The sequence below is a fragment of the Comamonas sp. genome (assembly GCF_009360615.1).
Lineage (GTDB): Bacteria > Pseudomonadota > Gammaproteobacteria > Burkholderiales > Burkholderiaceae_C > Comamonas.
This window is the reverse complement of sequence record NZ_SPEY01000017.1, coordinates 79,565-105,673: the sequence shown is the minus strand read 5'-3', so window position 1 is coordinate 105,673 and position 26,109 is coordinate 79,565. Positions and strand designations below refer to the sequence as shown.

General features: G+C 32.5%; 29 protein-coding genes. 19 read left to right on the top strand and 10 right to left on the bottom strand.

Going from position 1 to position 26,109, the window contains the following annotated elements; genetic code table 11:
* Positions 1-46: 46 nt before the first annotated feature.
* Entirely contained in the window at positions 47-1,717 is a 1,671-nt protein-coding gene (locus tag E2583_RS03920; protein WP_291593364.1) for a hypothetical protein, read from the bottom strand.
* Between the two features lie 134 nt (positions 1,718-1,851).
* Here E2583_RS03920 and E2583_RS03915 point away from each other — a divergent pair, with 134 nt between their 5' ends.
* Positions 1,852-2,661, top strand: a complete 810-nt coding sequence (locus tag E2583_RS03915) for a hypothetical protein (protein ID WP_291593362.1) — start codon at positions 1,852-1,854, stop codon at positions 2,659-2,661.
* Positions 2,662-2,773: 112 nt separating this feature from the next.
* On the top strand, positions 2,774-3,007 hold the full coding sequence (locus E2583_RS03910) for a hypothetical protein (RefSeq protein ID WP_194596733.1): 234 nt from the start codon (positions 2,774-2,776) through the stop codon (positions 3,005-3,007).
* Between the two features lie 13 nt (positions 3,008-3,020).
* Here the strand turns inward: E2583_RS03910 and E2583_RS03905 are convergent, their stop codons facing one another.
* On the bottom strand, positions 3,021-3,836 hold the full coding sequence (locus E2583_RS03905) for a hypothetical protein (protein WP_291593359.1): 816 nt from the start codon (positions 3,834-3,836) through the stop codon (positions 3,021-3,023).
* Between the two features lie 165 nt (positions 3,837-4,001).
* Between E2583_RS03905 and E2583_RS03900 the strand changes: the two genes are divergently transcribed.
* The 6 genes from E2583_RS03900 (at position 4,002) to E2583_RS03875 (ending at position 7,795) form a co-directional block, all read left to right on the top strand.
* Positions 4,002-4,334: a hypothetical protein gene (locus E2583_RS03900; protein ID WP_194596731.1), complete on the top strand. Its 333-nt coding sequence runs from the start codon at positions 4,002-4,004 to the stop codon at positions 4,332-4,334.
* 8 nt (positions 4,335-4,342) lie between these two features.
* Positions 4,343-4,654 carry a hypothetical protein gene (locus tag E2583_RS03895; RefSeq protein ID WP_291593357.1) on the top strand — a complete coding sequence of 104 codons (312 nt, stop codon included), beginning with the start codon at positions 4,343-4,345 and terminating at the stop codon, positions 4,652-4,654.
* A gap of 125 nt (positions 4,655-4,779) precedes the next feature.
* Positions 4,780-5,487: a hypothetical protein gene (locus tag E2583_RS03890; protein WP_194596729.1), complete on the top strand. Its 708-nt coding sequence runs from the start codon at positions 4,780-4,782 to the stop codon at positions 5,485-5,487.
* A 482-nt stretch (positions 5,488-5,969) separates the two neighbouring features.
* Positions 5,970-6,758 carry a hypothetical protein gene (locus E2583_RS03885; RefSeq protein ID WP_291593356.1) on the top strand — a complete coding sequence of 263 codons (789 nt, stop codon included), beginning with the start codon at positions 5,970-5,972 and terminating at the stop codon, positions 6,756-6,758.
* Positions 6,759-6,787: 29 nt separating this feature from the next.
* Positions 6,788-7,174: a hypothetical protein gene (locus E2583_RS03880; RefSeq protein WP_291593354.1), complete on the top strand. Its 387-nt coding sequence runs from the start codon at positions 6,788-6,790 to the stop codon at positions 7,172-7,174.
* Positions 7,175-7,795 (top strand): type I-F CRISPR-associated endoribonuclease Cas6/Csy4, encoded by a 621-nt coding sequence (locus E2583_RS03875; protein WP_291593352.1) that lies wholly within the window; start codon positions 7,175-7,177, stop codon positions 7,793-7,795.
* 65 nt (positions 7,796-7,860) lie between these two features.
* Here E2583_RS03875 and E2583_RS03870 read toward each other — a convergent pair whose 3' ends face one another.
* Both E2583_RS03870 and E2583_RS24640 read right to left on the bottom strand, forming a co-directional pair.
* Positions 7,861-8,772, bottom strand: a complete 912-nt coding sequence (locus E2583_RS03870) for a hypothetical protein (RefSeq protein ID WP_291593351.1) — start codon at positions 8,770-8,772, stop codon at positions 7,861-7,863.
* A 221-nt stretch (positions 8,773-8,993) separates the two neighbouring features.
* Positions 8,994-9,293, bottom strand: a complete 300-nt coding sequence (locus tag E2583_RS24640) for a protein-disulfide reductase DsbD N-terminal domain-containing protein (protein WP_367158580.1) — start codon at positions 9,291-9,293, stop codon at positions 8,994-8,996.
* A gap of 191 nt (positions 9,294-9,484) precedes the next feature.
* Between E2583_RS24640 and E2583_RS03865 the strand changes: the two genes are divergently transcribed.
* Entirely contained in the window at positions 9,485-10,903 is a 1,419-nt protein-coding gene (locus tag E2583_RS03865) for a DUF4116 domain-containing protein (protein WP_291593349.1), read from the top strand.
* 212 nt (positions 10,904-11,115) lie between these two features.
* Here E2583_RS03865 and E2583_RS03860 read toward each other — a convergent pair whose 3' ends face one another.
* The 3 genes from E2583_RS03860 to E2583_RS03850 all read right to left on the bottom strand — a co-directional run bounded on the left by E2583_RS03860 (position 11,116) and on the right by E2583_RS03850 (position 12,723).
* Complete coding sequence (locus tag E2583_RS03860; RefSeq protein WP_194596721.1) at positions 11,116-11,667, bottom strand: hypothetical protein; 552 nt, start codon at positions 11,665-11,667, stop codon at positions 11,116-11,118.
* 263 nt (positions 11,668-11,930) lie between these two features.
* Positions 11,931-12,125 (bottom strand): hypothetical protein, encoded by a 195-nt coding sequence (locus E2583_RS03855; protein WP_194596720.1) that lies wholly within the window; start codon positions 12,123-12,125, stop codon positions 11,931-11,933.
* A gap of 241 nt (positions 12,126-12,366) precedes the next feature.
* Positions 12,367-12,723 (bottom strand): hypothetical protein, encoded by a 357-nt coding sequence (locus tag E2583_RS03850; protein ID WP_194596719.1) that lies wholly within the window; start codon positions 12,721-12,723, stop codon positions 12,367-12,369.
* A 335-nt stretch (positions 12,724-13,058) separates the two neighbouring features.
* Here E2583_RS03850 and E2583_RS03845 point away from each other — a divergent pair, with 335 nt between their 5' ends.
* The 7 genes from E2583_RS03845 to E2583_RS03815 all read left to right on the top strand — a co-directional run bounded on the left by E2583_RS03845 (position 13,059) and on the right by E2583_RS03815 (position 18,294).
* The gene (locus E2583_RS03845; RefSeq protein ID WP_291593345.1) at positions 13,059-13,844 is read left to right on the top strand and encodes a hypothetical protein; all 786 of its coding nucleotides are present in this window, start codon (positions 13,059-13,061) and stop codon (positions 13,842-13,844) included.
* A gap of 7 nt (positions 13,845-13,851) precedes the next feature.
* Positions 13,852-14,490, top strand: coding sequence for a hypothetical protein (locus tag E2583_RS03840; RefSeq protein ID WP_194596717.1), 639 nt, complete (start codon positions 13,852-13,854; stop codon positions 14,488-14,490).
* A 1-nt stretch (position 14,491) separates the two neighbouring features.
* Positions 14,492-14,842, top strand: coding sequence for a hypothetical protein (locus tag E2583_RS03835; RefSeq protein ID WP_291593343.1), 351 nt, complete (start codon positions 14,492-14,494; stop codon positions 14,840-14,842).
* Positions 14,839-16,269, top strand: coding sequence for a hypothetical protein (locus E2583_RS03830; protein ID WP_291593341.1), 1,431 nt, complete (start codon positions 14,839-14,841; stop codon positions 16,267-16,269). The genes E2583_RS03835 and E2583_RS03830 overlap by 4 nt, the downstream gene beginning before the upstream one ends.
* Positions 16,270-16,504: 235 nt before the next feature.
* Positions 16,505-16,660: a hypothetical protein gene (locus E2583_RS03825; RefSeq protein WP_194596714.1), complete on the top strand. Its 156-nt coding sequence runs from the start codon at positions 16,505-16,507 to the stop codon at positions 16,658-16,660.
* Complete coding sequence (dndB, locus tag E2583_RS03820) at positions 16,650-17,768, top strand: DNA sulfur modification protein DndB (protein WP_291593339.1); 1,119 nt, start codon at positions 16,650-16,652, stop codon at positions 17,766-17,768. Before E2583_RS03825 ends, dndB begins: the two co-directional genes overlap by 11 nt.
* A gap of 79 nt (positions 17,769-17,847) precedes the next feature.
* Entirely contained in the window at positions 17,848-18,294 is a 447-nt protein-coding gene (locus E2583_RS03815) for a hypothetical protein (protein ID WP_291593337.1), read from the top strand.
* A 566-nt stretch (positions 18,295-18,860) separates the two neighbouring features.
* Here the strand turns inward: E2583_RS03815 and E2583_RS03810 are convergent.
* The 3 genes from E2583_RS03810 to E2583_RS03800 all read right to left on the bottom strand — a co-directional run bounded on the left by E2583_RS03810 (position 18,861) and on the right by E2583_RS03800 (position 22,540).
* Positions 18,861-19,487, bottom strand: a complete 627-nt coding sequence (locus E2583_RS03810) for a hypothetical protein (protein WP_291593335.1) — start codon at positions 19,485-19,487, stop codon at positions 18,861-18,863.
* Between the two features lie 65 nt (positions 19,488-19,552).
* The gene (locus E2583_RS03805; protein ID WP_194596709.1) at positions 19,553-21,256 is read right to left on the bottom strand and encodes a tetratricopeptide repeat protein; all 1,704 of its coding nucleotides are present in this window, start codon (positions 21,254-21,256) and stop codon (positions 19,553-19,555) included.
* A gap of 12 nt (positions 21,257-21,268) precedes the next feature.
* Positions 21,269-22,540, bottom strand: a complete 1,272-nt coding sequence (locus E2583_RS03800) for a hypothetical protein (protein ID WP_194596708.1) — start codon at positions 22,538-22,540, stop codon at positions 21,269-21,271.
* 120 nt (positions 22,541-22,660) lie between these two features.
* On the opposite strand from E2583_RS03800, the gene E2583_RS03795 reads away from it, so the two are divergent.
* The 3 genes from E2583_RS03795 to E2583_RS03785 are packed head-to-tail and all read left to right on the top strand — an operon-like array spanning position 22,661 to position 26,061.
* Positions 22,661-23,392, top strand: coding sequence for a hypothetical protein (locus E2583_RS03795; RefSeq protein WP_291593332.1), 732 nt, complete (start codon positions 22,661-22,663; stop codon positions 23,390-23,392).
* Positions 23,379-23,990: a hypothetical protein gene (locus E2583_RS03790; RefSeq protein ID WP_194596706.1), complete on the top strand. Its 612-nt coding sequence runs from the start codon at positions 23,379-23,381 to the stop codon at positions 23,988-23,990. Before E2583_RS03795 ends, E2583_RS03790 begins: the two co-directional genes overlap by 14 nt.
* The gene (locus E2583_RS03785) at positions 23,983-26,061 is read left to right on the top strand and encodes a helicase C-terminal domain-containing protein (protein WP_291593330.1); all 2,079 of its coding nucleotides are present in this window, start codon (positions 23,983-23,985) and stop codon (positions 26,059-26,061) included. The genes E2583_RS03790 and E2583_RS03785 overlap by 8 nt, the downstream gene beginning before the upstream one ends.
* The last annotated feature ends 48 nt before the right edge of the window (positions 26,062-26,109 follow it).

Below are 26,109 nucleotides of genomic sequence, written 5' to 3'. Positions count from 1 at the left end.
TAAAGACTTAATCGAAAAAAATAAAAAAAAGAATAACAACTAATTATTATTCTTTTTTCATTTTATTGGAGTTGGGAGGGCTAGGAATTGCTCCCCCTAGATCGCTAAGATCAATTTGAATATCAATACTTTGACCAGAACCGGTTTGCAGATCCAAATTTTCGAGTATTTGTTCTTCCAACTTATCATTTTGGACATTGTTAACTTTATCTTGGGGAAATGGAAGATCAATTGAATTTAAGTCGTTGCTGAGTAGACTATCAGTTTGAATTACTTCCGGAAAATCTTCTAAGCTAGTTGGAAAATCACTATCAAAATCAATCACAGGTTCAGAAACAGTATTCAGAGTTAGCGCATCAAAATTTGACAGGGGATCAATTGCTTCCTCAATAAGAATATCTTCGTTATCTTGAATCTCCTCAGAGCCTACGGCAAAATTATCTTCATTGGTCGCCGGCTCCTCAGAGTCTACACCAAGAGTATCACCAGAAATATTAAGACCGACATCATTCAATGCTATATTGGAAGTCTTATTATCTGAATCTACAATCAATTCTATAATTGGTTCGTTAATAGGAACCGGAGAATTTTCCTGATTACTTATTAAAGGGCTAGTAACTTCTTCATTAAATTGTTTAGGATCGTTGGTCCCTAACTTTTCTGATACACTAGATGGTGTACCTTCATTCAATACATCATTATTACCCTTTTCATTCGTCTCAGCGAAAACTAAGCTTCCTTGATTTTCGTTATTGGGTGTTTCAGCTCGTTTCTTTTTTCGCTTTCGGTTTTTTTCAACTTTTATAGTTTCAGTTTCTACTAAAGGCTCAGATAAGTTTTCTTCAAATAATTCAATAGTGCTACATGTATCATTAGCCGTATTTAAAATATTGTTGATAGAATTTTTTGAGGTTTTTAAGTCATTTGTCTTGTTAATAAAAGAGTCATCAATTTCGAGTTTGTTTCTAAGAGAGGTTAAGCCCTCCAACATATAGTCAATGCTTCTAATGAAAGTGTGTGTAAGAAAATTAACTTTTGGTTGATGATCTGGAGCAAGAACATAAACAAGGTCAGTAATAGCATTTAAATCAAAGACCTTTAAGTCCACACCGCTATTTCTGATATGAATCTCTGTATTTTCATTAGTGCAACCACAAGTTACTAACAACCTAATTGTTGCTTGGGACGTACTTTCACGAAAGCTGCTAGCAATTGTATTGATATGTTCTTCGGATAGATTTTTAATTTGGCTTAATACCCGAATCTCTACTAAGCTTGCCTCATGCCTTGCAAGAAGATATTGGTCTAATGGGTTTTCACTATCATCGGTTTCGACTTTAACTTGCCTCACCGACTGGAATCCATAGGCTTTAAACAAAGTTGTAATATAAGTTGTGAAGTCATCCTCAGCGAGCTTATGTAGTTTAGATAGGGAATCTGCAAGATGATCAAATTTGCTCTTTTTATCTGTTCTTTTAGGAATTCTGCTAAATAAATAGATAGCAAAAACAATAACATCAACAATGTAAATTATTTGAAATTGATCATAAATCTGGATCACTTTATAAAGAAGTAGTGCTAAGATAGACTGAGCAATTAACGTCCAAAATGAAAATGCTTTCAGTATTTTTTCTGGTTTAGAGATAAAGATACTTATAGCAATTGTTAAAAAAAAGACGGCAAGATAGTTGAGGATTAATATTTCAAGCTTAGCCATGGTTGCTTATCATCACAATGAACATTAAATGCATTTAACATTTTATCAAATTATTGTTAATTTGATAAAAGTATGTTTTTAAAACTTATTATTTATAATATCATAATGATAATCTAATATTATGATTAATTGTTATGAACAACACCATAAAAATTCTACTTTCGAGTTTATCTTACGATAATCTGAAAATTGCGACTTTACTAATCGCATCCGGTACTTTTGTAATGTTGAAACTCTTTGGGTTAGCTCCATTGTCTCCCTTTGTGATTCTTCCCTTTGATGATGTTTTGGGATCAAATTCAAATATCTTTTTTACTTATTTTTTAGATTTTAGTGGTGTCTTAAGTTCCATACTTCTTGTTGGAATTATTGTATTTTTTATCATGTTCCAATTAGTTATGATGAGTTCATACATGAATGACCAGAGTAAAAAATGGTTGATCTTAGTTCTTATAGCAGGTTTGGGGTTCTATGGGTGGGTTTCAACAATCAATCCGGTTATAGAGAAATTTGAGAATCGTTTCTTAACAAGTTTTAAAGTAGGGAGTATGGTTTATTCTAACAAATACGTAGAAGCCTATGGAATTGTTGCTGCTGAAAAGATTAATCCCCTTGAAAAAGCTTATCTCAATGTTCAAATTTCTGCTGATCAATTCAAACAAATTCCAAACCGTGACAATGAAATGTTATTAAAAGCAGATACCACTCAGCTTGATAGCGTCATCAAACAAAATGATAGTAATATTGGTCAGACGGACGCGAATGTATTATATAAAATATATAACCTATCTAACAGCAAGGATGAGCTGCCGGAGCTTAAAGCTGTAGCTGAAAAAATTGATCAAAAGGTAGTTTTGTACAGCGTTCTAGCAGCTTTATTATATCTTTCAGCACTTTATAACATCTATTTATATAGAGCGAAAATGGGTATGACTAATAAATAAAGTATTTCATATATGCGGTATATTTGATATTGTATTATCGATGTTGTGATTTATAAAGATAAAATTTAAATCGGTGTAAATGTTATAAAACTAATCAATTCAGGGAGTTCAAATGAGTATTATTAATGATGATTTTACTATGAAGTTGATTGGAGCTTTTGCATTATTTTTCTTGGGATTTGGAGGTGGTGGTTTACTAAGTTTTATTATTGCCTTAGGTGTCGCCGCTATGGGCTTACAGATAGACGTAAGTAAAACGGTGTATTTAGGAGCAGTAATTGGACTTTGTTCAACACTTTGCATTGTACTATATGCAGTTTATACTAATTTTAAAGCACGAGTCTAAAATGATTCATGCTTTATTTATAAAGTGAATATATGGAAATCTCTGTAGCTTTGTTCTTTATTGATGTGTTATTGGGATAAAATGTAAAAACTCTATCATAGGCATACTTATTGTCTTGAAAAACAACGAATTCTTTTGAACGATACGTTTTTTTATTAGCTAGGTTTACCCATACGATTCGATAGTAACCCGATTGCACTTTTGCAAATGAGAATTCATCACCGGCTTTTAAATATATGCCTGTTAAAAGTTCATTAAGGTCTATCTGACTTTGGTCATTAAATGGCTTTATTAGGTAAAGAAACACAGCTAAATTTGAATGTCCACGTTTATTACTTATTGAAATATTTAATTTTCCTTTACTGTTTAATGTGGGATAACCAGTAAGTAGTCCAGTTTTATTCGGGAAATTAAACCCATTCGGGGCTTTCTTTAAGATATTTGAGATAGATACCTTGGTTTTAACGTCTTCGTTAGAATTTATTTGGACATGTTCTTTCAAATTACTTGCTTGGTTCTGCTCATTAAACTTACTTAAAAAAGGATTCGTAATTTCATTGTCTTGAATAACACTTAAATCATTATAATACTCATAGAATTGAGATTCTTGTTTTGATTCCGTAGAGGAAGTACTTAACTCAGTCTCCGTTAATGAAGGTGTTGAAGTTTGCTGTTCGTTTCTTTTAGGTGGCAAAGAGTGGTTATCACGATTGGTAGGTGGGGTCCATGCATGTTCAATTTTTGCTTTAAGAGAAAGAAAGGAAAAAATAATAATAATTAGCAAAATTAAAACGAAAAGAATAATTATATTTCCCTGATTTTTTTTCATTAATTGATCCAAATAATAAAACATTAGCTCAATATTTTATTTTGAAAATTTATTTCTTTCAATGTCGATTTAAACACTTATTTTATTGTTAAAAAATAAAAAAGTATTGCTTAAATGCGGTATATGTTTTACCATTAAAAAAATCTTGTTTATGGCGTAGGTATAATGACTAAGCAGAATCACCAAGGTCCAGTCGGCGACCCAGAGTTCAAAGCTAATTGGAGTGGACATATATCTCAAGATTTGACAAAACCAATAAATGCGCTTCGAAATGATATATTTGAAAAAGCTAAAGAAGCTAAGGACCCTACATGGCGAGATTTTATTGGGGATGCATTGTTGTATTTGTTTGAAAACACTGATGCATCGGAGATGTTAGAGCTTTTAGCCAAGAATAAATACTTGGATCAAAGAGGATACAAAGATTCGGCAAAAGTGTTAGGTGTTGATCCGGTAACTGCGAAAGCAAATTATCAAAAATTAGCTTTGAAAAAGTAGGTAGTAGAATGACTTTAACTCTAAATCTTGAAGGCTTAATAAATGAAGATCAACCAGAGACTCACACACGTCATAGGACTTCGCGTAAAGCAATTGCATTAAACTTCTCAAATACAAATAAACCACAGGCTACAAGCTTGGTCTATTGGCAAAAGCATAAACTGGCAACGCCACTAATTTGGTATTTGTTTGATTCATTGGCAAATCAAGTCCATCCTGAACACCCTGAAAAATTTCTTACAGTTCAGGAAGTCATAAAAAACAATACACCAGAGGAATATGCAAAGAAACTTTTGGATCATTTAAGAAGTCGCAAATAATTGTAACTTTAGGGGCTAAAAAAGCCCTTTTTTATTACATTCTCTTAATATTTATTATTAAAATAAAAACATTTTTTTAACTTTAAATTTAATATAAAATAAATATTATTTTTTTGGCTTTTTTTATGAAAATAAATCTAACTCTTATTCCATTAACATTTTTATGCATCGCACAAGCTCATGCTGATTTTAAGGGTAATGTAGTTGCTGTAAGAGATGGTGGAAGTGTAATCGTAAACACCAATGGTCAAGACATCCTTGTTAAATTGAATTCGATTGTCACGCCATATCCAAATCAAAATCTCTATAGCCAATCACGTTTGGTCTATGAACGTATTTTTTTAGGCAGAACTGTTAATGTAGTCACGAATAATAATCCAAATAATGGCTGTGTACATGGTGAGCTGCTAAGTGATGGTGTTAACCTTAACGAAGCATTGTTGTTAACGGGGTATGCATGGTTATTTAATAAGAACAACGCGCCTGCTAGATATAGGCTTATTCAAGAAAATAATGAAAAAATCAAGACTGGATTGTTTAATCCTGATCATCATTTCCAGTTCAATTCCATAAGTTTGACACCAAGTTACTTTTTTAAAGAATGCTTGGCGTCAAGTGCGAAAGTTCCAATCTCTGAACAATATGAATTTGTTGCTGAGAGAGATAAGTATGGATTTGGTTATAGTTTACGCTCGATTGTATTGGGTGTTGCTTTAGGTGTGTTGTTGCTATTCAGTTTATTCTATATTGATAATTTGGGAATTGACTTGGATTTATCGAGACACTTTAAGTATTTTAATCGTAAAAAGAAAGATGCAGACGAATTTAAGTAGGGTATAACATGTACAATTTTGGAATGAGTAATGCCAAATTTTTTAAAGTTCTAAGTGGCATAGCAATTATTCTTATTACATTTGCTATATCTTGTACTACTGAGTTCAAGACAAGTTTTGCACAAAATTTAGTAAAGACAACTGGAGCCGTATATGTCTGTTTAGGCATAATATATACTTTTATTTTACTATATAGATTTTCGCGAAAGAAAAACCTAATACTGACCTTGAAGGAAGTACTGTTAACAGTTGTTTTTATTACAGGTGTATACAACTTAGCTTTGCTGACAGACAATGTTCTTACGGTAACTAATCGTGATTTGGAAGCAATGCCTTCTAATGTAATTACTTATTCAATAATAGTAATATTCTTAATATTTCAGAAGATTGCTTTCACAGAAAATAAATTTTAAATATGGATGAAGTGTTGCATTTTTGCGGTATATATTGTAAATTCACCAATCTATAATGAAGGTTGAAATATGTTTAGTTTTAAAGAGAATGGATTTGACATATCAATTGGTTTTAATAATAAATTAAGCATTAATCGAGTTTCAGATAATATCGATATATTTATATCTGGGGAAAAATATTTACTTTCAGATTTAAATCCTATATTCAAAAGTGAATCAATTTCAAATATTAGTGATGAAATATATATTGGATCATTTTTATTGAATAATGGTATTAGTATTTCAGGAGAGAATTCGATTGAACTACAAAAAGCTTATTTATTATGGGAATCTAATCAACTTAACCGTTCAAATATAACTTTTATTTTGCCAAAAAACAGGGATGATAAAAAAAGTGGTATTCCTTTATTTCACCCTTACTTTTTTGCTGTTGTAAATAAATTGGCAAGAACATCCAGTGGTTTAGATTTAGTTGGATTTGGTAAATACTTTGATCAAAATGAAATCAATTTTATTCATCAATACTGTACCTTTCATCCGGCATTAAGGCAGTTTTTAACATTAAAACTTCATTTATCTAATTTAAATCGAATAGTAGTTCAGTGCAGAATCATTGAATTGATATTGGAAAGCGCAATCGCACATGTAGTAGGTTATAGAGATAAAATAAGATTTAATAATCTATACTTATCACATAATATACCTACAAATAATGATGAAATAGATTTTTTTATTACAAAGTTTTTGATGGAATATGATCACGTTCTTGATTCAAGTTGTATATGGAAAGAGGAATTTGATTTCTTTAAAGGTGTAGGCTCTGGCGGTCATCTTGATATTTTGAATTTACCTTTTTAGAAATTAATTAAACTGAGCTAGTTGTAAAAATGGAAAAAATAAATTTACTATCAAATTTTCTTGTTCAAACCTTAAATACTGAGGAAATCAATTATTTGATTTCTGAACTTACACATATCTCAAATAAACAATTTATGGTTGTATCTGATAACAATAATTCAACTAATTGTGAAGGTTTGAAAAAGCCTTTGACTTTATTATCTTTAACAAAACGGGAAATAGATTATAAGAGAATAAAGATTAAGTTATTGGTTCAAAAGCCTAAAACAGTTGAGAAATTAAAAAACTCAATTAATCAAATATCTAAAAGTGATGGTGGATTTTCTGATGAAATGATCAATTTAATAATAAATGAATTAGTTGTTGAGAATATTATTAATCTTTCGTCCGGAAACGAAATTATATGGAGGAAGTAAATGGCACTTTATGGATATTATTTTGAGCTTGTTCCTTTGCAATCAAAGCTTAAAGTAAATGAATTAAATACTCAACTTAAGATTCAAGATGCCTTTAGGAGAGCAATTTCTGTCGCCATAAATACACTGCATCACATCTCAGTAAAGAAAAGCATAAGTGGTTATGCAATTGCTATTATTGAGACAAATTTTGATTGTGATCCCTCTAACTCAGTTTCAGTTCAATCTAAAATAAGAGTCTATACAAAAAAGAAAACTTCTCTGGAACATCTCCGTTCAGTTCTTCAAGATGTTAGATTTTTTAAAGATATATACAGCTTAAGCGAAATTAACGAGGTTCCAGTAAGCACAAATAGCTATTCAGCATATATTCGTGTAAGAATTCCTACTAAGAAAAAACAATTGAAATCATACGAGGTAAAGAGGTCTCTACTAGAGTCATTGCCCGACTGTAACTACATTTATTTGATGCCTAGTTCAAGTATCCATGGAAGTAAAAAATTGATACGATATTATTATAAAGTTACCTCAATGGATTTTTTAAAAATTGCACAGTACAGTAAACCTGATGGTTATGGATTTTCACGCACAACTAGATTATGTGCAGTTGCTAATATTTAACTCTGATTACGTCTTGAAGTATGTAAAAAACTTCATCTAACTTGTACTAAAAGTAAGTTGTTTGATTATTTTTCTTTCGGAATCCCTTTTGTGCATTTTATCTGTTTCATAAAAGGGTATATCTGATGATAGTTTAGCTTATTTAAGACTAAGGTTTTCTTGGCTACTTTCATTAGTAAATTTTTATTTTCTTTTAAAAAGCGGTCAATAATTTCAATTTGTTCACCATATAGCTCTGTTTCAATCAATTTGTTATTATTAAAATCCGTGGTGGATATTGGTTGACTTATGTATCTTCCGTCAAAATTTATTAAATATATTGTTGCTAGTTCACGCCATTGCTGAAAATCTGATTCAGACCCATGACTATGAGCATTAAAGATTAAAAGCTCACCTCTAATTCCTGAAATCGATAGCATCATTCGCCATATTAAAAATTCTTTTGTATTATGTATCGGTACTCTTGCGATAACTATTCCTTCTGCATCTTTGCTTATTTTTTTTGCTCTGCTAAATAAAAATATATTTATATCTTTAGGTAATGTTTTAAAGTATGTATAGAATAATAAGTGTGATGCTTCATGTACTGCAATATTTAATTTTTGATTATAGTTTGAATAAGAATCTTTATTTTTTTGGATTATTAGTTTTTGGTAAAAAACGAAATTTCGCATATTAAGATAGTTTATATAAGATAATACGGATAAAATAATGATTTCGACTATTATGTGGTAAAAGAGAGACCCTTTTTTTAAATAAATTTCCTGAAAGAAATTCGTTTGTATGATATAAATCTGTATTGCTGAGAATAATATAATTGTCTTTAGTAAAGGTGGATTTCTATTAATTTTAAATAAATAATTTATGAATACTAATACTATTGCACTTAATGTTAAAGTTAATGCTAAATCTACTGAAAAATATAATTTATTCTTAACTAAAAAGTAAATTGTTAATAGAACAAAAAAATAGCTCAATAAAGTTTCATTTAGTACTATTAGCGGAGCATACCAGTTTGAAAGCAGACCTTGATAACTTAATCTTTTCTTTAATATATGTCCAATAGTGAGCCAACTGCCAACGACTAAAATTAGCCAGAAATTTGATGGGAATATAAATGTAAAGAGGTAGAAACTTATGTACTTAATTATGATGAATCCAATTAAGACTTCTATGATCCTACCAAAAAGGTGATGCATCATTTAATTGATGTAAGTGTTACTTGCTGTGGTGGATAACATAGACCTTCGGCACTACAGCCTTGAAATCTTATAGTAAGAGGCGGCTTTACGTCTGGCGCAATCTTGAGCTGAACCCTATCTAAATAAACAGAGTAAGTTCCAAATTGGGGGAAATTCTTTTGGAGCGATTTGTTCATGAATTTAAACTCTACATCCGTTTTTTGCTTCTGTAACAGAATTTTATTTTGGTACAGATAGTACCCCTCAGCAATGTTGATAGTAATAATATTACCACTTAAAACAGGCTTGAAAGCCATATTAGGCGGTAGGTATTCTTTTGCGTTAACAAGCGAGCATCCAGCCAAAAGGACCGCTACAACACATGTTTTTCTAAATAATATTTTCAAAATATTAGCTCATTTTTAATAAAACATTTCTTTTATTATATGTTGAATATTAAAATTTTGTATAATTAAACCTGTATATTATTGTGATTTTGGTACTCCTTATGGATTTATCTTATAAAGAACTTTTTAAGAAAATAAAAGATATTGAACATGAGATCATCGCAGACATCCAAAGTGGGCAGTGCTTGATCAAGGACATACCTGAATTGTTTGTATCCCAACGTGTTGCAATGCATATCATTGTTGCGCAAGATGGGTGTTTATCTAACATTCCATTCTCAAAGTTAGATAACTTATCTTGTCTAGCTGCTTGCCAATTGTTAAGTACAAATTTGCTGACTATTCCTCAGGAGCGAATGCCTTGGGTTAGTTCTCAAATCAATGAACCGTTGTTAAGTAAGCTCGATGAAGAAAATAAAACTCAATTGATTTGTGAAAAGTTTGTAATTCTTGATCATAGAAACATCATCTACTTACCTCAAATACTTAAGAGTGATCGTGCTTTTATAAAAAAATTATGTGTATGTAATCCCAAAATATTAAGCATTCTATTAAGGGACCAAGAGGATCGTGAACTATGTTTACTTGCCATGGAGTCTCCACATTTTACCTTGGCATGTATACCAGAAATATGGCGTACGGCATCGATCTGTATTACGGCATTGCAAAGAAATTATAGAGAAATATTTAGTTTCCCAACTAAATTTATCGATCTTAAAATAATAAAAGAAGCTATTCAGAAATGTGAAAAAGAAGAAGTGCAAGCCATACTGGATTTATTGCCAGTTAAAGAATTTGATGTCGATCTAGTAATAATGAGTGTGCGCAAAGATGAATCTTCCTTTAGCAAAGTACCGTACGAAAAAATCACAAAAGAAATGATTTTTGAGATAGCACCATTTCTAAATAAGTACGAAACTTTACACCATGTGCCGGAGGATTTGTTTAACGCAAATCTTAGCCATCGACTGATCAATTGTAATCCAATGATGTTGTATGGAATTCCATCTAAGTTTAGAACTAAAGATTTATGTACAGATGCAGTAGCTCGCTGCGGAATGGCATTGGGGGCGGTACCTAATCATTTGAAGAATGATGAATTATATAAAGTTGCGGTTTCTAATGACGGATTATCCCTTAAATATGTACCTACACCTTATCGAGATAATGAAATACCATCATTAGCTATTGCACAAAATGGTGAAGCGATTTCATACGTGCCAGAAGATGTTATTGATGAGGTCCTATGTAGGAATGCTATTTTGCAAAATCCTCATGCAATTTATGGTATACCCAAAAAACTGCATTGCAATGAATTCTTTCTTATTGCCATAAAACAAATCCCTGATGTCTTAAAGTTGGTACCAACTGATATGCGTACAGTTGAACAATGTCTGATAGCTTTGGAGCAAGACAAAACTCTTTATAATTTTGTACCAGTTCAATTACGAGAAAATCCTAGAATATTAAAACTAGCATCAAAATTAGGTTTGGTTGAAACAATAGAAGAAACGGACTAGGTGTAAGACTGGGATTTTTAAATTCAAAAATAAAATATAATCACCATACATAAATTTGTAACTTACAATTTTATGTATGGTATTTCACATAAAAAATAATTTTTAAATTCTGATACTTGATTGTAATTAAGCATAATGTTTTTTATCGCCCTCACAAACTTGCCGGTGAAAAAAAAGCCAATTAGAAAATTCTAAAAGGCTTTTATTATTAATTAATAAGTGTTTTTAGCACTTATTTCGTATGTTAGATAAGATTCAGCTAATTTCAAAACAGAATTAATCTTAACCAAACCTAATCCACGTTTGTGAACAAGATTGGAGGTTTCGCGATCAGTTCTGAATTTAACCCAATCAACAAGAAGATTATATTCTGCTTGAGTTAATCCACTATCTTGAAACTTAGGAAGTGCAGCAGTTTGACGAACTTTGACATCAAACTCCTTATTATAAGCAAATAGACTTTGCGTATATACTTCGTTTCCGTCTCGAGAAAGGCGAATCGTATTGATTGGCGCACGCTTATCAACAGAAGGATTCTGAGTAACTGTACATGCTGCACAGGTTTTCATTTTTCCTCTGAACTGCATTGCAAAATATACAGCATTTAAGTCCTTATAAACTTGTAGGTTATTGTTGTGATCTGGGCAAGAACTATGCTCATTAACAACAAAAACATTCTTCATTTTAGGGAAGTGAATACCGCCATTAATTAGATTAATGATTGATTGCGTATTGACAGTTTTGGTAGCGTTTAACTTTTGCATGAGAAGAACTCCGTTGGCGTACGGATAACGGAAGAAAGCATTGAGCGATCATCAGCTATCCATACATAAAAAATTATAGTAAGGATAGAATCTGATAAGAATCACAAAAAAATTGATTTCTTCATTTGTAATATTAATTCAACTTTTAATATTAGGCAAATATTTCAAACATCAGGCTGTTTGAAAAAAGAAAAAGCCAAATAGAAGAATTCTAAGTGGCTTTTATGGTAGTTATACAGCGATGTTTAGTCGTTGTATCAAAATTATAGGTCAATGATAGAATAACCACCATTGCGCAATAATTTTAGAATCTTAAGGTGATGCTTGGCATCCCTTTTCTTAGCTAGTTCTGCTTCTTCAAGAGATGTAAACTGATTTCTCTTAGAGACAGGAATATTGTCATAGTCACGGCAAATAAATTTTGCGATGTCTGATTCAGAAAGTAAGAAAAAAAGCATATTGAACTCCGTTGGCGTACGGATAACGGAAGAAACGCTTGAGCGATCATCAGCTATCCGAACTTTAAATTAAAAAATGTAAGGATAGAATCTGATGAGAATAGAAAGGTATTCTTCAATGTTTATATTAATAGAAGTTTAAATATTAGGCAAATGTTTGTTTTAAGTGTAAAAAAAGCCAAATAGAAAAATTCTAAGTGGCTAATTTTATTAAATATTAATAATGCGGATAAGGCATTGTTTAATAACGATATGTTAAGTACATATCAACTTTTTCCAAATGATGTAGTGCAGCAGTGATTCTTACTGTTGAGTAAGAAAAACAATCTCTAGGTGCATTTGTGCGCCAGTTGACGTAATCATTTAAAAACTCTCTTTCTTCTGGTCGTGAAAAACCATTGATATAGTCTTTCAATGGTTTAGCTTGTTCAGGAGCTATATAGCAGAAGAAAACATCTTCTAGCTTAAGGTTTAGATCAGTATGCATTAAAGCATTCAAACCTTGTTCCCCAAGTATCGGTAAATCAAATTCATTAAGAGCTAAAGTGTTTTTAATCTTAGTGAAATTGATAGATGTAGTTTGAGCTGAATTAGACATTTTAAGACTCCGTTGGCGTACGGATAACGGAAGAATGCATTTGCAATCATCAGCTATCCATACAAAAAATTTTGTAAGGAAAGAAACTGATGAAAAACAACTTAATATGAGTATTCTTCAAAATTAATTTTAGTCTAATATTAATTTTTAGACAACGTAGAGTTGACATTTTTTTTGGCATTTTTCTCACAAATCTCAATGTGTATCTATGTGGTAAGCCAGATCGAGTTGTGAATTTTATTATTAATATAATTAATTATTTATTAATAAAATAATACTTTAATAATAAACTTTAATTTATTATAATAAATTAAATCAATATGCATTATATTATTATGAATATTTATGAGGCAGTTTTAGAAATTAACAGTAAAATCCCAAATGTGGAGAAGATGATTGGCTTGTGGAAAGTTGAGCAAGCTATTGATAATAATAAATCTTTCATCGTTCCTAGTTTCATTTTTTATTCCTACTATGAAAAATATATAAATAAAATTGATGATAGTTTACTCGGGCTACCATATAAAAATTTAGACTTCATCCATTCATTATTTGTTTGGTCCATGAATCCTCGCACAGTTGTTGTGTCTGAGTCTGTAATGGACTTCATCTATCAAACAAGTCTTTTAGACTATATAAGTCCAGAATTACTTTTCGCTTTTCCCTCACAAGCAATTCTGGTTAATCAGAAGTTTGGCAATTATGATGGAATTCTATTTTGTAAGGACTGTTTAGATGAGGGGATAGCTAATCAGTATTCACTCAATATTTCACTATTTTCTAATGATGGGCGGTATTCAAAATATTTCTCTATTCCACTACCGACCGTAGAGAAGTTCAATCCATTTCAGGACTTAAAGGCAATCCCTGATTGGGGCAATATTGCCTTTGTATTTTATGTTCTTCTGTATGTTCTAAGCGAATTTTTGCATAAGCAGGATGTTATTACTCAGAATGGTACCGATTATCTAGGTTTCAGATTCGAGGAAAAGATAGAGCAACATAAATTTAAAGAAGGGAAATGGCGTAAAGCTCATTGGCATACTTATAAAGAAAAACTTCCCAATGGGCGAGAACGCAAGTTGATTAAATGGATACAGCCAATTTGGATGAATGATTGAGAGCCTTATGAAAGAAAAGACAAAGAAAATAGTGATAGTGAGTACTGTTGGTATTCCAGTGATTATATTTACAGTCTTTTGCGGCTATAAAATATATCTTACTGGCAAACCTTTAAAAGATACTACGTCTATAAACACTCAAAATTTAAAACGACCCGTTAGTGAAAGCGATCGGGTATGGGGTGCCATACCATCAAGTGCTTGTGCCGCGTTAGCTAATGCAAATGTCGTAACAACCCCTTATACGCTCTTAGATGCTGAAAAAAACTTATACGGTTGTAGTACATCGGAAATAGAAATCCCAAATCAAAAAAGCAAGAAAACCCTTCAATATTCCGTGACGGGTTTTAATGATAAAGCTACGAATATTAAATTAGTAATGCAGATCGTAGGAAGTCAAGTCACTGAGGAGGCTGTAGTAGCAAAGAAAAGTTGGGCTATCTACTCCGCAGTACTTGCTCAAACTGTTTTTTCGCAACAATTATCAGAAGATGAAATGCAGAAAATGGTCCAATTGAAGAATGGAGAGAATTTCAAGAAAAATTACAATTTTCAGCTTATATCCGATGCAAAATTTGAACAGAAGAAGAATGTAGGGGTCTATACTTACGAGATTCGCGGTTTGCCGGTACTAAATGGAGAATAATATGATTTTGAATTATAAAAAAAATTTATTTATTTCGCTTGGATTTATCTGTTGTGTTTGTCAAGCCCAAGTTAATAATGAAGCTCCTTACTATAGTGAATCTGAAAAAAATAAGAGCATACTCAAGATGCGTGAATTAGCAAGTAAGTCACAGACGGAGATTATTAACTCATCTAGTAATTATAATAAGGCAATGTTCGATGCAGTACAAAAAGGGTATGGCGGATATTCAGATATAAATGTAGAATTCGATGATAAACATACGGGTCTTTCTAGTGCTGAAAAGAAATCTATTGAAAATACTAGACGTAATGTTGAAATAATGAAAGAGCAATTGAAAGGGTTAAAATGAGCTTATTAGATCAATTCTTAGAGCGATTAGAAATTCAAGAAAGTATTAGTTTTTCCAATTCTAATGAAGTGGCTTTATTTGATTTGTGGAAAATTCAAATTTCTCAAAATAAGTGTTTGACTATTCAAGAGAAAAATGCATTTGGAGTCTGGGAGGAGGTTGAACTCAGTAATTGCCACATCCCATTATTTATCGAATCTGGACGTGTTGTATTTGATACGAGACATTCTTCAAATTTTGAGGAGATGCTTGACCATGAACACAATTTATTAAAGTGGAAAACATATTTCACAGAAGCCATATTTAAAAAAATAACGACTTGTTATGATTATTTGAACTATCGTAGAACTAAAATTACCAATAATAAAATACTGAATTTTATAAATAATAAATTGGTTTCATTAAATTTAGAAAAATTTGCTTGTCTTGTTTCAATGCTTCACTCATTCTTCCAAGATAAATTATTTTCGTTAAAGCCGTTGTCAGAAGTATTCCCGTATGTGCCGGATAAAATAAGAATCAGTACACTTCTAAATTTAACGATCCATTCAGAAGCCATTAAAATTTATAATAAATTCTTACCTAATCATTTGGCTATGGCAAAATTTATCCATATCTCGCCAGAACTGTTGAAAGTTATAGAGACAAGCAATTTTTTGTCTAAATCGTCCTTCGCTAAATTGATATTATCAAATATTGATGATCAAGCCCGATTCGATAACAGCGACATTGCGTTTTTTATAAGTTGTGATCATTTAACACTACAGCAATTATCGCAGGATAAAAAAACCTTCATTCCATGGCTCCAGTTCTTTTCGAAGGTTGCACGTAATTGCAAATTTCATGATATTCATCTGCTATTCAAGGAGTTCATGAAAATTGGTCTCAAAGGTTGTATTAAGAATCGTAAGTATGTAGAAGCAATTTTCAGTTTTTTCCAGTCTAAAAGCTTTCAAAACAATACATCTGATTTGAGTTATGCGATTGGGTATAGCTTGATCTTTAACAGCATGAATTGGAATTGTTCTTATTCCGGTAATGTGGACCGTTATATCAATAATTTGGATTGCGGGATCGATGATATTAGGAAATTGGATGTATTTCGTGCATTTATGCGATTTGAAAATGAGGCTAATTATCTCAAGGCAGGATATTCTTATGGATCGCTTTCTAAAGATTTCGTAAAAGAGTTGTTGATAAATTGCCATATCCTTGTTGGACTTGACTGTAATGATACGATGTTTAGTGACATCGGTTTTGTACTCCAAAGAGTTGGTGACAGTTATGTTTTAATAGGTTCGGATAACCAGCCCGACCGATCTTTTTATCATACAATTATCGTAGGTAATGAAGTAGATTTATCGATGACTAAATGCGCGGATTACGAAGGTTATTTCGATGAAGTACTACGTTCTTATGCTTACTAATACAAATTAGCTTTAAGGGAAATCTAAGTATTAGAAATCGCTTAAAGCTTTTTTTAAGTTTAAAATAATCTAAGTCGTAAATTTCTGAACAATTAAAATTTTTAAAATTATAATAAACAAAAAATATCAATAACTTGCATTTAGTTCGGTGCATCTTTTACAATAATTAATAATTTAAAGTATGTTTTTATTGCGGTATATGTTGTATATTGTATATATAACTTTGGAGATCGTAATGTCAAAAAATCCTCTTAACTTTGTACCTAATGAAAACCGTTTTAGTGATCGTCAACTTGTAGAACACGAAAAACAAATTATTTTTATGGGTCCAAATAGTGTTGTGAAAGTTAAAGCTAATGTTCCTAAATTTAAGTTTTGGATTGAAGATTGATACAAAGCATTCAAAAATTTATGAAATTGAAGGAATTATTATGAGCGAGAACTATTTTTCATTTGCAGCACTTTCAGGCATTCAGGGTAGAAAAGGAAACTATCTAATACAGGTTCCTTTGAAAGTTTTATCAAAGTTTCTAAGGGAAGAAAATACACAGCTTCCAGTTGAGCAGAGAAGTCAAAGAATACTTAATAAAGCTCGAGTGTCACAAATCGTGAAATATATGGTGGATAATCCAGATTCCTATATTCTACCTCCTCTTGTTGCGTATATAAGTGCCGGTGAGGTAAATTTTGAACGGTTTGATGGCACTGTCAATCTAGGGCGTTTAAAAATATCCCTTGATGCCGATGTACGTCTTTTTGATGGTCAGCATAGACGTGCAGCTATTGAGGAAGCAGTAAAAATTTCAAAATACCTTGGTGATGAATATATAGCGGTAATGCTTTATAGCAACGGTAGTATTGAAGCTGCTCAACAAGTATTTGCTGATATTAATATTAATGCAACTAAACCGGCACAATCCATTAAATTGCTTTTCAACCATAGAGATAGACTAAATAAAGTAACACGAGAGGTGATAGATTCCGTACCACTTTTTAAAGAATATGTGGATTACGAAAGAACAAATTTACCATCCAAGTCCAAGATGTTTTTCACATTTAGTGGAATCTACCAAGTGACTAAAACGATGCTCAAAGAGGAAAAAATCTCAGACAATCCAGAAATCATTCATACCTTCTGGCAGGAAGTAAGTATCAACATACAACAATGGGCTAATCTGGGTAAACTGCATATAGAGCCAGTGGAGCTTAGAGATTCTTTTGTACATGCGCATAGTGTTATTTGGCTAGCAATAGCAGAAGTGGGATGTTATTTAATAAAAAACCGACCTACCGACTGGATGCAGTATGTTGAACGATTACAACATATCAATTGGTCCAGAACTGATCCGCAGTGGCAGGGACGATGTGTAATATCCGGTAGGATTTCTAAAGCTAGGCAGAATATTATTCTATCTTCTAATTTGATTTTTAAGAATATAGGTATTCCTTTACCAGAAGCAAATCAGCAGATTGAAGATACTTTCGTATCGGTTGCATAAGTACATTAGCCCCTCATAAAAATTGATTTTTATGGGGGAGTATAATTTCAGTCGTGGGTTTATATGGGATACTGAAAATATGACAAGGATAAATACTGGCGATGGTTCACATGATATTCATTATGATGATCATGAAATGTCATTGAGTATGAAAATACTCAAAGCTAGGCTTTGCCAAATATTACTGGAAAATAAATTTTATGACTTGCAGTTGAGAAAGTCCTATTTCGTATACTTTTTTAAGTTTGGTGGAGATCGTGGTTATGAATTCAACACAGTGAATCATAGTCGCATTATAAAGACTTTTAAGCTTCATGAACCGATTAGGGCGTACTATAAAAACGGAATTGAAATTTTCTTTGATAAAGATCAAGGTGAGAATGGATTTTCTTACAAAGTTTTAGAAAAAGGTTCTATCTGTAAGCAATGTAATAGTAAGAAATTTATTCGAGAAGATGGGTTTGGTTACATTGAATCTTGCCAATCATGTAATCCAGATTTTCAATTGCCTTTTAATTTCAGGTGATTTCTAAAAGAGAAATTAAGTAACTCTGCCAATGTTAAAATCAGTTAAATTAAACCATGAATAATTTAGGTGTCTACATGGAAAAATTAGTAAAAATTTTTAAGGTAATAGCAATTTTTATCACAATTATGATAATTCTTAATGGCACTTCACTTCTAGTTGTATATGGTTTCAAGAGTTTATTTTTTATTTTAATGTTGGTAGAAATCTGTTTATTGATACTTCAATTTATGTACTTACGGAAATCTAAATATAATAAATTAATTAATTTAGTTTATATTGTGCCTTTCCCTATAGTTTATCTTGTCACTTTATTAGGCTAATATATATTTTGGAACTAAAAATGAACTACTATGATTATGTAATTATTTTATGGACCGTCCTCTTTTTTCTATTAATTATTTATCTGTATCACAGGGAGGGAGTGCTAATTAATGAGTTTGATGAAAACTTTGATAGATCAAATTTTAAAATAAAAAAGCATGATGCGCATGTGGAAAAATATATTGTATTTCAGCAGTATGAAAAAAAGTCTGCTTATTTAAGGTTTTAAAAAGTATGACTTATTATTTTTTTTTAACCAATTCTTCAACAAAGTTTTTTATCATTTCACTGTTACTATTTTTTTGAATAAATTTATGAATTTTATTTACTGTTTTTTTATTATTCTTAAAATGGAATTGTAAGCTTTTGGATTGCTTTTTCCAGAGCCGTTTTTTTTCTTCAATTGTTAGATTTGTTTCCAGATTTTCCTCCCAATCGTTTTGAATCGCCCATTTTGTTTGTTGAGTTGGAGTAATTCCTTTGAAATTGTGTATGCATAAACTGCAAAAAATAGCACGTAATTGCTCGGTTGCAGCATCTTTTTTTTTCCAATTAACTGAAAAAGAAAACTGTTCTTTATTTTCTTTTTTTTGAATAGTATAAGATATTCCATTTAACTCTAAAAAAACAACTGTACTCGCAAAAATTATATTTCTCTGGCTGTAATCATTATATTTTGCTTTCGTTTCTATTTTTTTATAAATAAATATATGAAGTAAACAGGAAATGTTCGCAAGGCTAATTGTTGTAATGAAAAGGATAATATCACTAAGATTTTGAGCCGCTACATACTTTGTTAATGGTACCATTATCAATAATACAAGAAAAAGAGAACCGATATATACTATTTTCTTTAGACTAGGTTCCATAAATTAGCCTCCTGAAACGACCTATAATTAAAAGGGCATATCCAAGAAAGATATGCCCTTGAGATTCAATTCTTAAGCATTGATTTGATTTTTAGACTAGCCGGTTCGTAACCCATTTCTGCCGCTTGACTAATGTATTCAATAGCAAGTTGCTTATCCATGGCAATATTCGTTGTACCAACTTCATAAAACTGCCCAAGAGCGAAAGTAGCAATTGCAGAACCATTTTTGCTTGCTTCTTCAAGGTCATCCAATGCTTTTGGAAGTATTGACTTATCTGGAAGATCACCAGTAATAAACATGGTTACTAAAATTGAAAGCCCTGCTATACACTTTTGATCCGCACTGAGAATCGCATATTTCAATGCTTGTTCTATGTCTTGGTTAGATTCACAATTTTCCAGATATAAAGCTGCTACACGCGCCTGAGCTTCGGAATCACCGCTATCTGCAAGTAGTTTATTTAGCCTTAATGTTTGGCTCTTATCAAATTCCTCATATTCCCTCTTATTAAAAAATATTTGGGCTACTAAAGACAAGCTTTTTGGGTGTCTATCTTTTGCACTGACGGCTTTCAAAAGATACTTTGATGCATCTGCATAATTTTCAGGCTTCTCGGTTGAGATGTAATGTAGACCAAGGATTAATGGTGCAGATTCTTCACCCAACGAACTCGCTCTTTTCAAAAGGGAGATGCCTTTGTTTAAATCTTGTTTTAAATTTTCACCTTCTAAATATTCTTTTCCGAGTATTAGCAGACATTCTCGGTGATTTAGATCACATGCCTTTTCCATATAGCCAATATAAGTTGACGAGTCCAAGGGGTTTATTGAATATAACGTAAAGGCTAGAGGAGGTATGGCATGTTTACAACCTCCCTCGACTGACTTCATTAACCAATGTGATGCAGCATTAAGGTCCACGGCTGTCCCATTACCTTCAAGATAGCAGCAACCTAAGTTTTTCATTGCAAAAGCATCACCAAGTTCGGCAGCTTCTTTGAAGTAACAATATGCCTGCTTCAAATCTTGTTGTACATGCTCGCCAGTCAGGAACATTGCTGCTAGGTTATTTATTGCCTTAGTACAACCTTTTTCTCGTGCAGCAGCATACCATTCTGCTGCATCAGATTTATATGAATATGTACCGTCAATCCGATCGAACATCTCTGCCAATTCGACTTCATGAGACCCATCACCACTTTTAGGGTCAAGGCTATTTTCTTCGATATAAGTGCGTTTTATATAATCAACAAGCTCCTCTTTTTTTTCTTTTGAGAGTGTGGTTGGGGTTTGACGTGATAAGACGGTACTTATTTCGTCTAATCCCATTGGATAGCCAAACTTGTATGATTGGATGAAGCATTTGATAGCAGATTTTAGATCAGGTTTACCGTTGTTTACTGCTCCGATTACATGGATTTTAGCCAGATTCACGAAACATGCACCAATTTGATGGTCAGCTCCTTTTTGAAACCATTCGAATGCTTTGTGAAAATCTTGTTCAACATGTATGCCCGCCATATACATCATGCCAATATTGTTTGCTGCACTTATACCATCAACTTTTTCTACAGCATCAATCAATAATTCATAAGCTTCCTTGTATCTACGCAAAGACAAATTGGGGTCAAGAAACATTGTTGCTAGATTAATCTGAGCATGTATATTTCCTTGATTCATCAATTCGCGAAATAGATTTTCAGCATCTCCATATTTCTTGTTATTTAAATGGTCCATTGCTGCTGCAAATACGGATTCGTTCGTCATTTTTTGTCCCTATTAAATTGAATAGCTTTTGGTTTTTAAGGGTTGAACAGTATCTAAATCATCAGATAATTCTTTTAGGCTTTTGGGTTTGCCTTCACCTAATGTGTTGTAGTTAATACGATTGTGGAAAACAATAAAACGGCGACCGGTTTCAGCAACTTGCATTACTAAAAGCATTGGTACATATAAGTTTTCATAATTGCCAGTTGGATTGTTATCTTGATAGATTTCTCTGGCGAATATTTTTAAGGGGTTGTAATTGCCTCGTGGTGAGAGGTCTTGGATAGTTTCACGACCGAAGCGATAGGTCCGGCTGCCAAACACTTTTACTTTAAATTCACCGTTTAAAAGCTGATTTTTCAAATTCTCGAGATTTTGCAAATAATCTAAATCTTGTGAAAGAAAATCTTCTTTCTGGTATGGGTAATCACAAAAAACACTGAGTACAATTCGGGCAATGTCTTTTGATACTGAAAAAGAATTTGCTGAATTGCTGTCTTTCATTAAAAAAGTGGCTATTGAATCTCGTGGCTCACTTGGGGCAAGAAATACTGATGATTGACCATACGAGTCCTTGCCATTAGTTTCAATGTACTTCTGAGGGATATTAAATAATGCTACGGTATTATTATTCCCATCAATGATCTCGGCTTGAAAGCGACCTTCTCGCAGAATGTTGTTTGTTTTATTAAGTGTATTTCTGAGGGCATATACAACCATATCTAAATTTTTAGATTTGTCCTCTAAAGTAAAGTATCGACAGAATTCAAGTACGTTTGCCCAAGCACGTATTTTCCCATTAGGTGTATGGGATTCATCCTTATACTGGATATTTACATAGCCTGTAACTGTTTCAATGCTTGGTTGTTTAGAGATGGTGTTCGCCCAATGGCTACGAAAAGTGGGGATATTATTAATATTGCCCATAAAAAAACAGCGATCAAAGAATAGAAAATTAGCATTTCTCTTAAACTTTTTAGCCATGAGTTCTTCTCTAGGCTTTTGTCCGGCATAAAGTCTCGTGACCGTGTGCTTTGCATTGGCAAGAGATGCTTCTTTTTTCATGCTAACTAGATCATGTGCAGATTCATCAATCGTACTTAACCGGACTCTAATATTTTCGCCAGTAACAAGGTTTGTGCCAGTAGCATAAGTTAGACCCGAAGGATCATTGGATATGTCTATTACCTTGAGGTAGATATTAGTGATGTTAAGTGAGTTTGAATTGTCATTATTGCCAGTTTTTGCTATTTGAGTAAGGGTACTCATCAGGTTATCTGTCATAGTTTTTCCAACCAAAGTTTGATTATTATATTTTATATTATTTAATGTTTTTTTCAATAAAATATTAGTGATTTAAGGTAATTAATATATAATAAAACATATATTTTAAGAGAGCTGATTATGACTGCTAACGGCTTAATAAAAAAATGCATTTTTCCGCTAATTATTGAAGAAAAATTCAAGGTAACTTCATGCTGCGATGTATGTGGCGAGAATAATGTTGAAGTTTGCAAAAATGATAATAATACAAATACTTGTATGGTATGTGACTTCTTTCAAAGACCAAATGCAAAGCTGTTTGGAATGTTAACTCATGTTCGCGCACATAGCCCTATAAGCTTCTTAAATTCGCTTTTAGTAATAGAAGAAAATGACTGTATGACCTTGGTTGTAAGTGAACGTTATGCGAGGCAAGTAACCGATACAAAATTCGTTAAATTTGTGGTATATGGTGTAAATGAATATATAATAAATTTACTAAACAATCCTAGAAAAAGAATTATTATAAGACCCACAATACGGTATGCAGAATATGCTCAAAATTTAATGGTATCAGATGAGCGTTCTGTTTATATTTCGACTTCAAAAGGGGGGTACTGCATAAATTTAGATATATGGCGAAAGCTTACAAAGCTTGTAAAACTCAACGATAAAAAAATTGTTGATAAAGCGATTAGCTTGATGCAAAAAATTGCCAAAGGAGAATTATCGAATTTGGATAATGATGTAAGGATGTTCGTAGAAAAAAACCAAATTCTAATGATCAAATTTAATGATCTGTTAGCAATGGATATTCATTCTCGGCTTTTTATATTGAATTTACTTAAGGTGGTGGTTAATGAAGCAGCTTAATGAATGGTTATTCGAAATAAGCGTTCCAAAGGGTAAGGATGCTCATTATACGCTTGTACATTGGTTACGCCGTAATGGATTGAGTGATCTTTTTTCGGAGAATTATAAGGCAATCACTTATGTTGTCTTTCAATATGGAGATGATTATGGGTTGATCGGCAAGAGTTCTGTACCTATTCAACACCCAATCGTTGAACATAATGAATTTGCCATTAATCTGGATAAGCCTATAAGAGTGGTAGTGCAATTATCTACAAAGAAAAGAATAAAAACACCGAATTTGAAATATGAGGCACAAACAAGCCCAAGGTACAAAAACTCTATTCGTCTAATGAATGAAGCAGAAAAAAAGGTACGTGTTCACAAGGTAATGGATGAATTGGGTTTCGATCCATCTAGTACAAATTTTGAGATTCATGAGGGAATAGATGTGCCGATTTATCATAAACGTGACAATTTATTTATTGTAGAACCCACGATGAATGTGATTTTCGAGGGTTTAATACTTCATCACGAAAAATTTGATTCGGCATGGAATTTTGGTGTCGGGAATAAAAGAGTATATGGATTGGGTTGCGTGAGGGTTCTTCATGACTAATAAAAAATTATCAGATTACATACATGAAGCATTTAATCCGCATGGTGTTGTGGTATCGCTTGGTGGACGATATGTCAAAGAGCAATATCAATATGCCCAAGCAGTCGGTGAGTCATTGATGTACCCAGATGAGTCACTTGCAATTATTGAAGCAGAAACCGGCGTAGGAAAAAGCTTAGGTTACTTGATACCATGTTTGATTTTTCTTAGTACCCACGTAGAAGCAAATCAAATTATTATTTCAACATTTACTCGGTTGCTCCAGAAACAAATCATGCATAAGGATATGCCGTTCGCAATTCGTGTAATTGAGCTATTAGGCTTGGAGCCGGTGCCGTGCGCTTACAGAATGGGTCGGCAAGCTTTTTATTGTATGGAACGAACTCAGCATCTTGTGGAGCAGCTCTTAGCGAAGTATTCGCATGATGTTGATTACTGTCAACAGTTAGAAGAATTTTTATCTTATGCACATAAGAGCTGTAACAGTGGATCAGGTTTGTGGCTAGATTGGTTGGAGGAATATTTTATGTTCCCAGACCATATCCATAGTAGAGATATATGTTTGTTGTATGATGGGCGGATCAGTAATGATGCTTATATAAAACATATCAATCAAGCAGCCTCCGCAAGACTACTATTAACCAATCATGCAACATTAATTGGGCATGACAATGTTACAGATTTTACTGAATCGGCTTATGCAGTAATCACCGATGAAGCACATCATTTAGATCGTCTCATGTCAGAAAGATCAAATAAAATCTTGCCATTTGCAAGGATAAATTTCTTGCTTAGTAGCGCAAAAGATTTTGATATACATGCGCCGTATGTAAAAGAGACACGCCAGTTTCTTAAACATTGGCAGGCAAATGTTATTCAATATGATAAAGCAAATGGCTCATATCAGGACTTTTACATTAGTTCTGGTGGTCATAAGCAGTGGTTAACAGATCAGATTGATTATGTTGCTCAAATTGAAGCAAATCTACGTCATTTAGAGAAAGATTTTCGTGAATTTCAAAAGTTGAATAGTTTGGATCATTTTCAGGTTGAATGCTTAGAGCAACTAGACGAAGCATTAATAACTTTAGCGCAATGGCGGTCCTCTAATGATTATTTATATAGAGCGATCCTATACAGCGATAATATGCGAAATCCAAGTCTAGCAGTTGTAAATCCAATTGCTTCTCGACTTTTTGCACATACTTTAAAACGTTTAACAACACGAATGATAATAACGTCTGCAACCCTGTTTGATAATCGGGTAGATGATAAGGCAATAGCTGTTGCAGGCGATCTTGGCTTTTCCCATGAGGCGGTAACATGCCTATTGCGTTTAACGCCGTCTATGTATGGAGATATGCGATTCATTCTACCATCTAAGAATGTTTCGGTACCAACAAGTTATGACCGCGATAATAGATGTAACAGATTCAATAGTTATTGGTTGAAATACACTGCATCTATGATTAAGGAGGCTGTTAAGACAGGTCCCACCTTGGTACTGACTTACTCATTTGAGGAAACCAGATTAATCAAAGAACACATGGAAGGCTTAGGTGTTGAATGTATAACTCAAGAAGCCGGTAAGCGATTGATGGAATGCTTACCGGAGTTTATTGCAGGGCATTCTGATGTATTAATCACACCTTCTGGATGGGATGGTTTAAATATTCGTTCTGCTGACAATAGTCAGTTTTTGCAGAATATTGTGATAACAAGAATTCCTAATCCACCTAAGAATGAGTTGGAAGAATATGTAGCACGAGAATACATGACTTCAAAAAATATTCCGCCACATGTTATCGATAATATCCTATGGCTTAAACAAAATAATTATTGCGTCCGTGTGCTTAAGCAAGGTTTGGGTCGAGGCTTGCGGGCACCGGAAGATCGAATAATTATTTGGTTTGCTGATCCACGAATGCCTTATTTTAATTCTCCGAAATCTAAACCTCTCATAAATGCAATTCCTGTTAGATTTTTAAGCAATTACGCAAAAGCAGGCATATTTTCTAGTGAGGGTGAGGTGGAAGCTTATATGGATAGCGAAATTAGCGTTGTATTGTAGATTTAATTTTTACTTTAATTTCCATCGAAATTATTCACCAAATATTGA

Bases quoted from the DNA above. Each gene is read 5' to 3' on its own strand.
- E2583_RS03825 (WP_194596714.1), top strand. From the start codon at position 16,505: ATGTCAAAAAATCCTCTTAACTTTGTACCTAATGAAAACCGTTTTAGT.
- E2583_RS03800 (WP_194596708.1), bottom strand. From the start codon at position 22,540: ATGACAGATAACCTGATGAGTACCCTTACTCAAATAGCAAAAACTGGC.
- E2583_RS03895 (WP_291593357.1), top strand. From the start codon at position 4,343: ATGACTTTAACTCTAAATCTTGAAGGCTTAATAAATGAAGATCAACCA.
- E2583_RS03790 (WP_194596706.1), top strand. From the start codon at position 23,379: ATGAAGCAGCTTAATGAATGGTTATTCGAAATAAGCGTTCCAAAGGGT.
- E2583_RS03840 (WP_194596717.1), top strand. From the start codon at position 13,852: ATGAAAGAAAAGACAAAGAAAATAGTGATAGTGAGTACTGTTGGTATT.
- E2583_RS03915 (WP_291593362.1), top strand. From the start codon at position 1,852: ATGAACAACACCATAAAAATTCTACTTTCGAGTTTATCTTACGATAAT.
- E2583_RS03910 (WP_194596733.1), top strand. From the start codon at position 2,774: ATGAGTATTATTAATGATGATTTTACTATGAAGTTGATTGGAGCTTTT.
- E2583_RS03890 (WP_194596729.1), top strand. From the start codon at position 4,780: ATGAAAATAAATCTAACTCTTATTCCATTAACATTTTTATGCATCGCA.
- E2583_RS03845 (WP_291593345.1), top strand. From the start codon at position 13,059: ATGAATATTTATGAGGCAGTTTTAGAAATTAACAGTAAAATCCCAAAT.
- E2583_RS24640 (WP_367158580.1), bottom strand. From the start codon at position 9,293: ATGGCTTTCAAGCCTGTTTTAAGTGGTAATATTATTACTATCAACATT.
- E2583_RS03850 (WP_194596719.1), bottom strand. From the start codon at position 12,723: ATGTCTAATTCAGCTCAAACTACATCTATCAATTTCACTAAGATTAAA.
- E2583_RS03795 (WP_291593332.1), top strand. From the start codon at position 22,661: ATGACTGCTAACGGCTTAATAAAAAAATGCATTTTTCCGCTAATTATT.
- E2583_RS03855 (WP_194596720.1), bottom strand. From the start codon at position 12,125: ATGCTTTTTTTCTTACTTTCTGAATCAGACATCGCAAAATTTATTTGC.
- E2583_RS03785 (WP_291593330.1), top strand. From the start codon at position 23,983: ATGACTAATAAAAAATTATCAGATTACATACATGAAGCATTTAATCCG.
- E2583_RS03865 (WP_291593349.1), top strand. From the start codon at position 9,485: ATGGATTTATCTTATAAAGAACTTTTTAAGAAAATAAAAGATATTGAA.
- E2583_RS03835 (WP_291593343.1), top strand. From the start codon at position 14,492: ATGATTTTGAATTATAAAAAAAATTTATTTATTTCGCTTGGATTTATC.
- E2583_RS03860 (WP_194596721.1), bottom strand. From the start codon at position 11,667: ATGCAAAAGTTAAACGCTACCAAAACTGTCAATACGCAATCAATCATT.
- E2583_RS03885 (WP_291593356.1), top strand. From the start codon at position 5,970: ATGTTTAGTTTTAAAGAGAATGGATTTGACATATCAATTGGTTTTAAT.
- E2583_RS03830 (WP_291593341.1), top strand. From the start codon at position 14,839: ATGAGCTTATTAGATCAATTCTTAGAGCGATTAGAAATTCAAGAAAGT.
- E2583_RS03905 (WP_291593359.1), bottom strand. From the start codon at position 3,836: ATGAAAAAAAATCAGGGAAATATAATTATTCTTTTCGTTTTAATTTTG.
- E2583_RS03810 (WP_291593335.1), bottom strand. From the start codon at position 19,487: ATGGAACCTAGTCTAAAGAAAATAGTATATATCGGTTCTCTTTTTCTT.
- E2583_RS03920 (WP_291593364.1), bottom strand. From the start codon at position 1,717: ATGGCTAAGCTTGAAATATTAATCCTCAACTATCTTGCCGTCTTTTTT.
- E2583_RS03815 (WP_291593337.1), top strand. From the start codon at position 17,848: ATGACAAGGATAAATACTGGCGATGGTTCACATGATATTCATTATGAT.
- E2583_RS03880 (WP_291593354.1), top strand. From the start codon at position 6,788: ATGGAAAAAATAAATTTACTATCAAATTTTCTTGTTCAAACCTTAAAT.
- E2583_RS03875 (WP_291593352.1), top strand. From the start codon at position 7,175: ATGGCACTTTATGGATATTATTTTGAGCTTGTTCCTTTGCAATCAAAG.
- E2583_RS03900 (WP_194596731.1), top strand. From the start codon at position 4,002: ATGACTAAGCAGAATCACCAAGGTCCAGTCGGCGACCCAGAGTTCAAA.
- E2583_RS03805 (WP_194596709.1), bottom strand. From the start codon at position 21,256: ATGACGAACGAATCCGTATTTGCAGCAGCAATGGACCATTTAAATAAC.